Annotated in this window: 13 protein-coding genes and 2 pseudogenes; 14 read left to right on the top strand and 1 reads right to left on the bottom strand. The window is 63.8% G+C overall.

Going from position 1 to position 10305, the window contains the following annotated elements:
* Window positions 1–171: 171 nt before the first annotated feature.
* The 14 genes and pseudogenes from CA234_RS23445 (at window position 172) to CA234_RS23380 (ending at window position 9815) form a co-directional block, all read left to right on the top strand.
* Window positions 172–660 (top strand): SRPBCC family protein, encoded by a 489-nt coding sequence (locus tag CA234_RS23445; protein ID WP_126002885.1) that lies wholly within the window; start codon window positions 172–174, stop codon window positions 658–660.
* Window positions 657–1031: a hypothetical protein gene (locus CA234_RS23440; protein ID WP_066721791.1), complete on the top strand. Its 375-nt coding sequence runs from the start codon at window positions 657–659 to the stop codon at window positions 1029–1031. The genes CA234_RS23445 and CA234_RS23440 overlap by 4 nt, the downstream gene beginning before the upstream one ends.
* A gap of 45 nt (window positions 1032–1076) precedes the next feature.
* Window positions 1077–1418, top strand: a complete 342-nt coding sequence (gene fliE, locus CA234_RS23435; RefSeq protein ID WP_126002884.1) for a flagellar hook-basal body complex protein FliE — start codon at window positions 1077–1079, stop codon at window positions 1416–1418.
* 31 nt (window positions 1419–1449) lie between these two features.
* Complete coding sequence (locus CA234_RS23430; protein WP_126002883.1) at window positions 1450–2337, top strand: bestrophin family ion channel; 888 nt, start codon at window positions 1450–1452, stop codon at window positions 2335–2337.
* Window positions 2338–2342: 5 nt separating this feature from the next.
* Window positions 2343–2726 (top strand): hypothetical protein, encoded by a 384-nt coding sequence (locus CA234_RS23425; RefSeq protein WP_126002886.1) that lies wholly within the window; start codon window positions 2343–2345, stop codon window positions 2724–2726.
* A 3-nt stretch (window positions 2727–2729) separates the two neighbouring features.
* Window positions 2730–3416, top strand: coding sequence for a transporter (locus CA234_RS23420; RefSeq protein ID WP_018251225.1), 687 nt, complete (start codon window positions 2730–2732; stop codon window positions 3414–3416).
* Window positions 3413–4021: a cation diffusion facilitator family transporter gene (locus CA234_RS23415; protein ID WP_126002882.1), complete on the top strand. Its 609-nt coding sequence runs from the start codon at window positions 3413–3415 to the stop codon at window positions 4019–4021. Before CA234_RS23420 ends, CA234_RS23415 begins: the two co-directional genes overlap by 4 nt.
* Window positions 4018–6519, top strand: coding sequence for a heavy metal translocating P-type ATPase (locus tag CA234_RS23410; RefSeq protein WP_126002881.1), 2502 nt, complete (start codon window positions 4018–4020; stop codon window positions 6517–6519). Before CA234_RS23415 ends, CA234_RS23410 begins: the two co-directional genes overlap by 4 nt.
* Window positions 6516–7265 (top strand): HAD-IIB family hydrolase, encoded by a 750-nt coding sequence (locus CA234_RS23405; RefSeq protein WP_066721786.1) that lies wholly within the window; start codon window positions 6516–6518, stop codon window positions 7263–7265. The genes CA234_RS23410 and CA234_RS23405 overlap by 4 nt, the downstream gene beginning before the upstream one ends.
* A 114-nt stretch (window positions 7266–7379) precedes the next feature.
* The gene (locus CA234_RS23400; protein ID WP_126002880.1) at window positions 7380–7835 is read left to right on the top strand and encodes an MgtC/SapB family protein; all 456 of its coding nucleotides are present in this window, start codon (window positions 7380–7382) and stop codon (window positions 7833–7835) included.
* 98 nt (window positions 7836–7933) lie between these two features.
* Complete coding sequence (locus CA234_RS23395) at window positions 7934–8311, top strand: hypothetical protein (protein WP_019368200.1); 378 nt, start codon at window positions 7934–7936, stop codon at window positions 8309–8311.
* A gap of 12 nt (window positions 8312–8323) precedes the next feature.
* A pseudogene (locus CA234_RS23390) lies at window positions 8324–8919 on the top strand (DedA family protein).
* Between the two features lie 220 nt (window positions 8920–9139).
* Entirely contained in the window at window positions 9140–9370 is a 231-nt protein-coding gene (locus CA234_RS23385) for a hypothetical protein (RefSeq protein ID WP_241213668.1), read from the top strand.
* Between the two features lie 58 nt (window positions 9371–9428).
* Window positions 9429–9815 carry a DUF305 domain-containing protein gene (locus CA234_RS23380; RefSeq protein WP_306305025.1) on the top strand — a complete coding sequence of 129 codons (387 nt, stop codon included), beginning with the start codon at window positions 9429–9431 and terminating at the stop codon, window positions 9813–9815.
* A gap of 162 nt (window positions 9816–9977) precedes the next feature.
* Here CA234_RS23380 and CA234_RS25305 read toward each other — a convergent pair.
* Window positions 9978–10166 (bottom strand): annotated as a pseudogene (locus CA234_RS25305) (zincin-like metallopeptidase domain-containing protein); the annotation flags it as partial.
* Between the last annotated feature and the right edge of the window lie 139 nt (window positions 10167–10305).

The raw sequence follows: 10305 nt of genomic DNA, 5'->3' as shown, positions 1-10305 counted from the left end.
CGTGCTGCCGACACTCTATGCCCGGTTCGGGCAGAAAGTGATCGAGAAACCCGAGCACTACAATGAGGAGCATGAAGGGGACGACCACGGTCAGACCTTCGTGAACAACTTGGCCTGATGGATGGGCGGGGCGATCCGCGATCGCCCCGCTCATCTCTGGGAGATGGGGATATGCCTCGCACCAAAACCAGCTCAATGCTTCACGGCGGGCCACTGCGGATCTGGTCGGCGATCACCGATCCGGATCATCGTCGGGCTTGGAGTCCGCTCGTATTCCTCGACAACCCGTGCCAGCTTGGCGAAACGGAATGTACCTTCGCGATCCAGGGCATCACCCGGCCAATTCGGACGCCGGCCCGGGTCGATCAGTTCGACAAGCCGCGCGCCTTCGCTTGGTCGTGCGGCATCCCTTATCTGTTCACGCTCGAAGAGCGGTACGAGCTGGCAGGGGACGATGGTGGCACCAGGCTAACACATAGCTGCACGCTGCGCGGGGCGCTGTCTCTGCCGTTCGCGGCGATGATGTTGCGTCGTCTGCGGTCCCTGATGATCGAGGCTGACGATCGCCTCGCAACCTATCTGCGCTGGCGGGTGGGTCAGCCTGCCCGTGGGATCAATCGTCAGCACGTCCCCTCCCGCTACAGGAGGAAGGCGCGATGATGCCGTTGAAGCGGGTACTGCCCGCCCTCATCCTCGTTGTCGGGCTGGCGGCTTGCACGGAAAGCAAGCCGCCAGCCCCGCCAACGGAGCAGCAAATCCATTCGTCCGACAGCGCCGTGGCGACCGGGGAAATGGGGCGCCATCCCTATCGCTGTTCCGACGGGGAACCGCTGTTCGTCGACTACAAGGACAACGGCCTGCAGATCGATTTTCGGCGCTCCAGCAGCGCCGTGCCCATGACGCTGACCGCGCCAGCGCAGAGCCTCCAATATGTCGGCGAGACAGCCACCGCGACCTTCAAGGGGTCGCAGCTCACCGTCGTGGAAGGCGAGGGCCGCACCCGAATCTGCGAACGGGAGGGCGCCCGATGAACCGTCCTGTCTTCCGACACGTCGCACTGGAACGGGAGAGAAACGATGTCTGACACGTCGATCTCGAATGTGATGGTCATTCGGGCAGAAGTGATCGCGCGAAGCCGCGCTTTGCGTGAGGCGCAGCCGACGGCACCGCCCGGCGTGACGCCGACCGCTCCGGCGTCGAACTTCGCCGACACCCTCAATGCCGTGGTCGCGAAGGTCAACGAGACCCAAGAGCAAGAGGATGTCGTCACCGAAGCATTTGAGCGTGGCGAAACCACCGACATTGCAACCGTCGCGCTCATCCAGAGCCGCGCATCCATTACTTTCGAGGCGACCCTGCAAGTCCGGAACAAGCTGCTGTCCGCTCATCGGGACATCATGAACATGCCGATCGGATGACGATCGCTAAGAGATTTAGGGCGTAATTGATATGATAGTCGGCGCGAGGCCACGTTTTAGGCAGATCATTATCGAGGTTTGGAAGCCTCTCACGATCCTGTTCGTGTGGGACGTGGCGGTGACGGCATTCCACATGATGACCCCGATCAAGGAACCGCCTTTGCCGACGGCGCTGTTCGGCACTGCCATCGCGCTCTTCATGGGGTTTCGGACCAACGCAGCTTATGCGCGCTGGTGGGAAGCGCGAACCCTTTGGGGCACGCTCATCAATGCGTCGCGCAGCCTGGCCAGGATCACACGCAGCCTGACCAAGGGGGAACCCGAGGGCAGTGAGACGCGGCACAACATCATCCTGCGGCAGATCGCCTTCGCGCACTCGATGCGCTGCCAGCTTCGCCGACAGTCGCCCTATGAAGACATTGCCCGGATCGCCGGAACGGACGTCGCCGATATGGCGGTCGCTCGCCTGAACCCTGCCAACGCGCTCTTGGAGGACGTATCGGGCATTTACGCCGACGCGCTCGCGGAAGGTCGGATCACCGAGATCCAGCAGGCAACTGTGGAGCGCGTCCTGATCGACATCGCCAATGCGCAGGGTGGCATGGAGCGGATCAAGAATACGCCGCTGCCCAATGGCTTTCGGTTCTTCCCGAACCTCTTCACGCGCGTGTTCTGCGTGCTGCTTCCGATCGCGCTGGTCGAATCCCTGGGCCTTGCCACGCCGATCGGATCGACGCTGATCGGACTCGTCTTCCTCGCGGTGCTGAGCATAGGCGAGGATCTGACCGATCCGTTCGCCAATAGCGTCCACGATGTCCCACTCACGGCCATGTGCCGCACGATCGAGATCGACCTTCTTCAGACGGCGGGACTACCGGCCCCTGAGCCGCTGACGCCCGATCACGGCGTGCTGTGGTGAGGGCGGTGCGCGCCTTGCGGCACCTGCCTGGCCTGACAGCCGCGCGCATCGGCGCCGTTCTGTTCGCGGGTATGGTCGTAGGGGCGTGCAATCCCGCTCCAAGCGAACCGGCCGAGCCGGCGCATGAAAAGCATCTGACGCCTCGATTGATCGCGCAGCGCATCATGTATTGCGACGATGGATCGCGCGCCGATGTCGACTTCATCGACGACGGCCTGAAGATGGCTGTCACCTGGCTGCCCAAAGGCAGAACCGAGATCCTGCACGCGCAACGGACCGGCGAAGAATTTCGCGGCGACCAGTCGCGGGCAGTCGTGGCGGGCGGGTCGATCGCCTTCACGCAGCGCGGGAAGATCCGCGTCTGTCATCGAACACCGGAGGAATCATAGGATATGCAGGCATTGCTCTACACGCTTGCGCCTGTGTTGGCGGTCGTGCTCGGCGCGATCATCGCGAGCCGCACCAAGTTAAATCCTGGCCTCGTGGCGGGGCTACAGCATCTTGCTGCCGGCGTCGTGTTTGCGGCGGCAGCGACTGAAATCCTGCCGCAGGTCAAGCATGAGGCTTCGCCCAGCGCGACGTTGATCGGCGGGGCGGCGGGCGTCGTAACGATGCTGGGTCTCAAGGCTTTCGAGGCCCGCTTCAAGGGGCCGATGGCGCTGCTCGCCGCGATCGGCATCGACATTCTGGTCGATGGCTTGGTGCTCGGCCTTGCGTTCGTCGCGGGCGAGAAGGCGGGATTTCTGCTGACGATCGCGCTGACACTCGAAGTGCTCTTCCTGGGTCTGACACTGACCAACGAGCTGGCGGAAACCTATCGCTCGCGCCTGCGCATCATCGTGATCGTCTCGGCCTTGGCGCTGCTGCTGCCGATCGGCGCGCTCGCTGCCGTTCCTGTCGCCACGCTCTCGCCGGTAATGGTCGCTGGCTTCCTGAGCTTTGGGCTGATGGCGCTGCTCTACCTCGTCACGGAAGAGCTGCTGGTTGAGGCGCACGAGAAGCCTGACACCCCGCTCATCAGCTCGATGTTCTTCGTAGGGTTCCTTGCCCTGCTAACGCTCGAGGAGATCATGGGATGATCCCGAGCAACGACAATAATGGCGGCGAAGAGCGTCGCACCCTCTGGATCGTCCTGCTGCTGAACGCGGCAATCGCGGCGGGCTTCTTCGTCTCAGGATTTTTCGCGGATTCGAGCGCCCTGATCGCCAACGGTGTCCACAACCTGTCCGATACGGCCGTGTATGCGTTGAGCCTTGTGGCGCTAACCCGGGGCCAGACGTGGAAGACACGCGCTGCGGTCGCTTCGGGCGTCATGCTGCTGATCTTCGCGGGCGGTATATTGATCGACGTTGGCCGGCGCTACCTTCAGGGCAGCGAGCCGATCGGACCGACCATGATGGTCATGTCGGCGATCGCCGGCGTCGTAAACTACCTCTGCCTGCGGCTGCTCCAGCGGCTCAAGGATCCGGACGTTAACCTACGGGCCGCCACCACCTTCAGCTTCAATGACTTCATTTCCAATGGCGGCATCCTGATCGCGGGCGTGCTGGTGCTGTGGCTGGGCACCAACTGGCCGGACCTTCTGGTCGGCTTCGCTACCGCCATCATCGCCATCAAGGGCGGTGTCGAAATCCTGCGCGACGCGAGCGCCGAAACCAAGAAAAGCGAAAGGAGGTCGTCATGAACGACAAGCTCGAACTCGATATTCCAGTATTGTTGCCGGACCTTCCTGACGCGGCCGACGCTTGCCTGGACCGTCTCGTATCAACCCTGTCGAAGCGCGAAGGCGTCGACCGGGCGCATGTGATCTGCCTCGACGGCGACACGCCGGCGGCCCTGTGCATCCATTTCGACGCCGCCAAGCTGCCGCTGCCGCGATTGCGTGAAATGGTGCGGGCCGCAGGTGCCGAAATCACTGAACGCTACGGTCATGCGATCTGGCAGGTGACAGGGATCAGTCACGAACGGCGGGCGCGCACGGTCAGCGATGCGCTATGCGCGTTGCCCGGGGTGGTACAGGCAAGCGCCAGCACCAGCGGGTCGGTCCGGGTCGAATATGATCGCCGAGAGACCACAGAAGAGGAAGTGCGCGCTGCTCTTCGCAAGCTGCAGGTGAGGGTTGGCAAGCGGGTCGCCGCCGATGACCATGCCGGCCACGACCACGGCCCCGGGGGCCACGACGCAGGCGAAGAGAAGCACGGCCCCGGCGATGGTCACGACCATAGCCACGCCGAATTTCTCGGCCCCAATACCGAGCTGATCTTCGCGCTTGCCTGCGGCGCGCTGCTGGGAATCGGCTATGCGATCGAGAGGCTGGTTGCCGGCGCACCGGAGTGGCTGCCCACGGCCTGCTATGTCGCAGCCTATTTCTTCGGCGGGTTCTTCACGCTGCGCGAGGCGATCGACAACCTTCGGATGAAGAAGTTCGAGATCGACACGCTGATGTTGGTCGCTGCCGCCGGCGCCGCTGCGCTGGGCGCATGGGCCGAAGGCGCGCTGCTGCTATTCCTTTTCAGCCTTGGCCATGCGCTTGAGCATTACGCGATGGGACGCGCCAAGAAGGCGATCGAGGCGCTGGCGAAGCTCGCGCCCGAAACCGCGACCGTGCGACGCGACGGCCAGACCAGCGAAATCCCGGTCGAGCAAATGGTCGTTGGGGACGTTGCCATCGTCCGCCCGAACGAGCGCCTGCCTGCTGACGGCTTCGTCATCAAGGGCAACAGCGCAATCAACCAGGCCCCGGTGACGGGTGAAAGCATCCCGGTCGACAAGGTGCCGGTCGCCGATGCCGCCGCGGCGCGGGCAAAGCCTGATGCAGTGGACGCGGAGAGCCGGGTTTTTGCCGGTACGATCAACGGTGGCGGCGCGATCGAGATCGAGGTGACACGCCGCTCCAATGAAAGCGCGCTCGCCAAGGTCGTGAAGATGGTGAGCGAAGCGGAGACGCAGAAGTCGCCGACGCAGCGCTTCACCGATCGGTTTGAGCGGATCTTCGTGCCTGCTGTCCTGATCCTGTCGGTGCTCCTGCTTTTCGCATGGGTGGTCGTCGACGAGCCGTTCCGCGACAGCTTCTATCGCGCGATGGCTGTACTGGTGGCGGCAAGCCCGTGCGCGCTCGCCATCGCAACGCCGAGCGCTGTCCTGTCTGGCGTTGCCCGTGCAGCGCGGGGCGGCGTGCTCGTGAAGGGCGGTGCACCGCTCGAAAACCTCGGGTCGCTCAAGGCGATCGCTTTCGACAAGACGGGCACGCTGACCGAAGGTCGTCCGCGCATCACCGATGTCGTGCCCGTCGATGGCGCCGACGAAGGCGAGCTGCTGGCGCTGGCCGTCGCTGTCGAAGCGTTGAGCGACCATCCTCTGGCCCAAGCGATCGTCAAGGACGGCCGCGAACGACTGAACGATCGTGCCGTGCCGACTGCCGGCGACCTCAAGAGCCTGACCGGTCGGGGCGTCACCGCGAGCGTGGATGGCGAGACGGTCTGGATCGGCAAGGCCGAGATGTTCGGGAGTGAGGGCATTCCGGCGCTGGGGCAGGGAGCGCAGAACGCGATCGCGAAACTGCGCGAGAACGGTCGCACGACGATGGTGGTCCGCAAGGGGGACCGCGACCTGGGCGCGATCGGCCTAATGGACACGCCCCGCGAAGCGGCAAAGACCGCGCTGCGCCGGCTGCAAGAGATGGGCGTGTCGCGGATGATAATGATCTCTGGCGACCACCAGAAAGTCGCCGAAGCGATCGCCAACGATGTCGGGATCGACGAGGCGTGGGGCGACCTCATGCCCGAAGACAAGGTTGCGGCGATCAAGAAACTCGCCGGCGAAGACAAGGTCGCAATGGTGGGTGACGGCGTGAACGATGCCCCGGCGATGGCAAGCGCCACGGTCGGCATCGCGATGGGCGCGGCGGGGTCGGACGTTGCGCTGGAGACAGCCGACGTCGCCCTGATGGCTGACGATCTGGCGCACTTGCCATTCGCGGTGGGCCTAAGCCGGCATACGCGTGGAATCATCCGGCAGAACGTCTTCGTTAGCCTGGGTGTCGTCGCCTTCCTCGTTCCTGCCACCATCCTTGGCCTCGGTATTGGGCCAGCGGTGGCGGTTCATGAAGGATCAACGCTGCTTGTTGTCATCAATGCGCTCAGGCTGCTCGCCTACCGCGATCCGGCGGGGAAGGCAGCATGAAGTGGATGATCGCCTTCGACCTCGACGGCACGCTTGCCGAGAGCAAGCGGCCGCTATCGGAAGATATGGCCGCAACCCTCGCCCGATTGCTCGCCGTCACGGATGTGGCGGTGATCTCGGGCGGGGACTGGCCGCAGTTCGAAAAGCAGGTCGCCTCGCGTCTTCCTGCCGGCGCCGCGCTTGACCGTCTCTGGTTGATGCCGACCACAGGCACAAAACTCTATCGGTTCATCAATGGCGCTTGGCGCGCAGTCTATACCGAGCTGTTCGACGATGCAGAGAAGGCGACGATCCGCGCGGCCTTCGATCAGGCCCTGACCGATGCCGGCCTCGCCGACGAACGTATCTGGGGCGAACGGATTGAGGACCGGGGCAGCCAGATTACCTTTTCGGGGCTGGGGCAGGCAGCGCCGCTAAAGGAAAAGGAAGCGTGGGATCCTGACCGAAAGAAGCGGACCGCGTTGCAGGCCACGTTGCGCGCGACGCTGCCGGACCTCTCGATCAATCTAGGTGGCACGACATCGATCGACGTGACCAGGGCAGGGGTGGACAAGGGCTATGGCCTGAAGCGCTTGAGTGCTGAAAGCGGCGTCCCGCTCGACGGGATGCTGTTCATCGGCGATGCGATCTTCCCCGGTGGGAATGACTATCCCGCCGCTGAAATTGGCCTCGATACGGTGAGAGTGCGCGACGTTGCGGAAACCACCGCCGTCGTGACTGCCATCATCGCATGTCTGCACCGGTAGGGATCGCCGATGTTCGCGATCCCCGCCTTGGGCCTGAACGTCTGTGGGACTCTCGGCCCGACCTTACCCCTTTACCTCCGATCTGGAGCAATCGCGTAGAACAGGCAGGCCAGCATGTTTCAAAGCTCGTGGTGGGAGATAACCACCCATATCATCAGTCTCGCCGTCGCCTACGCGCTCGCCCTTCCTGTTGGCTGGGATCGCGAGAAGGACGCCCGCAGCGCAGGCATCCGTACATTCCCATTGGTTGCCATCGCCAGTTGCGGCTTCGTGCTGGTGGGCATTGCGATCCTCGGCCGCACGTCTCCAGCGCAAGCCAGGTTGCTCGAAGGTCTGATTACGGGTGTCGGCTTCATCGGGGGCGGCGCGATTCTGAAGAAGGGCGACAAGACGTCAGGCACAGCGACGGCGGCCAGTCTGTGGGCGACTGGCGCGCTCGGCGCGGCCGTGGGCTACGGCCTATACGACATCGCCTTCATCCTGAGCGCTACCACCTTCCTCACCCTGCGCTGCTCTCGTCCGCTCAAGCGCGCCACCAATGGCGACGTCGGCAGCTCGGCGAGCCGATGACGAGCCCTTGGGCGAGCCGATGGATGCGGCCTGTGCGATCCCTTACCCGGCGCTGGGCACCGGCAAGGACCATCGCGGCGCGTGACCGCCAACATCGCTTGCTGCGCTGGGCGACGCTGCTGGAGCGCAATCCCCACCAGATCATCGGCCTGCTGTCCCCTTCGTGGGCGGGCGGCGACGCGCGCGGCACGATGGTCGATCGGCCGAGCGCGATCGATGTCGCATGGAGCGACGTGGTGCTGCGGGTGATGGGGTTGGCGGGACGATCGCGCGGTGAAGCAAAATCGTTCTTCGGGTTGTCGGATGCCGAGCTGGATCGGATTGCCGCAGGTTCGTGGCGGTGTCCGGTTCGACCCGCTTGGCAGGTCGCCGTGCGGATCAGGAACGTCGAATGTCCGCGCCTGGAAAATCGGATCGTTGGGTCCGTCGTCGCCCTCCTGCTCGTGATTTGCGCGATCTCCTATTGGATCTTCTGACGAGGCTGGCTTGTGTTCGACATTATAACATCGATCCTCGCGTCACTCGGCGGCTTTGGCGTCTTCCTGTTGATGCTGGCGGAGAACGTCTTTCCCCCGATCCCGTCGGAAGTGATCCTGCCACTTGCCGGCTACACCGCTGCGCAGGGGCGCGGCTCGCTGTGGGTGGTGGCAATCGCCGGCACCCTCGGATCGGCTGCAGGGGCAGTGCTGTGGTACTATGTCGGCCGCTGGATCGGCATCGATCGATTGAAGCGCTTTGCTTCCCGCCACGGCCGATGGCTGACGTTGACGCCCGGCGAGGTCGATCATGTCGACCGCTGGTTCGACCGCTACGGTCGTTGGGCGGTTCTGTTCGGGCGCATGGTCCCGGGAGTCCGGACCCTGATTTCGGTGCCCGCAGGGGTCAGCGGGATGCCCCTTGGTCCATTCTTGGTCTCGACGCTCACCGGCTCGGCCATATGGACCGTTATCCTCGTGCTGGCGGGCTATGAGCTGGGCGAACGCTATAGCTCATCGAGCCGGTCAGCAACGCCGTGCTCGCGCTGGCCGTCATCTGGTATCTTTGGCGGGTCGCGACTTTCGGGCGATCAAGGGGTGGCCATTGATGGCTGACCTGCTGCCCGCCTTTCCTGCCGGCCTTTGGCTCATGGCGGCTTCGATGCTTGTCCGGATCACACGCTTCGCTCGTGCCTTTAGCCTGATCTCGCCAGCCAGCGCGATCGTTCTCATCAAGTGGGTTGGATGGCTTCACCGCAGCGGATTTCACGCATGGCGTCGCAACGGAGGGAAGTGGCGTTGGGCCGGAATATGGAGAGGATCGACATAATGGGGAACAGCAAGCAGCAGGCGATCATCGCCGTTGTCGCGACAATCGTTCTGTCCGGATGCGGGCTGATTAAACCACGCGACGCCGGCTATTTCCGCTTCCACGCGGAAGAGGCGAGACTGGTCGTCACACGCTGCGAGCGGGGCCAAGAGACCGGCAGCGACTGCGAGGCCGCGGCGCAGGCCGTGGCCGAGCTCGACGCGGCGGCGGGGCGGCAGTCCGGACGCTGAAGCGAGCCACCTTCGCCCGCCCCATGAACCGAATCACTATCACTGGAGAAGAATCGTAATGATCGGAAGCAACAGGCCGTTCGCGCTGATGCTGGCAATGACCGCTGTCTTAACCCCGCTTTCCGCGAAGGCACAGCATACCCAGCATGGGTCAACTGGTGCCGTGTCAGGCTCGCGAAACGAGCCGCCCGCTACGCGGGCCTACCGGGCCGCAAATGCCAAGATGCATGGCGATATGGACGTAGCCTTCACGGGTGATGCCGACGCCGATTTTATGCGCGCGATGATTCCCCATCATGAAGGCGCTATCGCGATGGCTGAAATCGAATTGAAGTATGGCCGAGATCCCGCCGTGCGCCGCCTCGCGGCCGCAGTGGTGGCAACCCAAAGGCGCGAGATCGCCGAAATGCGGACCTGGCTTGCACGTCGGCAACCCCGAAAGTAGCGGCTGATTGAAATGGTGGCGCTCACCGCCGTCAATGATGGCGACGGTCGTGATTTTGGGATCATAGGCCAGTCGCGCCGCCGCGTCCAGTTCAGGGGCCGTCTCAACGGCCATGCGGCTCAAGAGCCAGTCGGACGCGTCCTGGGCTAGGCGGGCGGCGGTGAAGATGCACCGCTTGTCGTTGCGCAGGGCCTGTAGCCAACTCGCCAGATAGGCGGCGTGGTCTTCACGGTCGTGAAGCTTGATGCCGATGGTCGCGCTGACGAACGCCGCCCCTAGCTCGGCAACCAATTCCTCTCGGGCGTAGTCCTCGCGCTTCGTGGAAATGAGAGAGGGACGGGCAAGTCGGTCAACATGTCCCGTTGAAGCGTCCCGGGTTTTCCGGAGGCAGGCTCAATTGAGTCATGCAGCCATATTGAGGTTCTCAAGGGCTGCATAGTAATTGGCTTCGGCTTCGGCAGGCGGAATGTAGCCGATGGGGCCAAAGAGG

The sequence above is a fragment of the Sphingomonas sp. ABOLE genome (genome assembly GCF_003950455.1).
In the GTDB taxonomy this organism is placed as follows: domain Bacteria; phylum Pseudomonadota; class Alphaproteobacteria; order Sphingomonadales; family Sphingomonadaceae; genus Sphingomonas; species Sphingomonas trueperi.
Note: the sequence above shows the minus strand (reverse complement) of the source record. Positions and strands in the feature narration are given on the sequence as shown.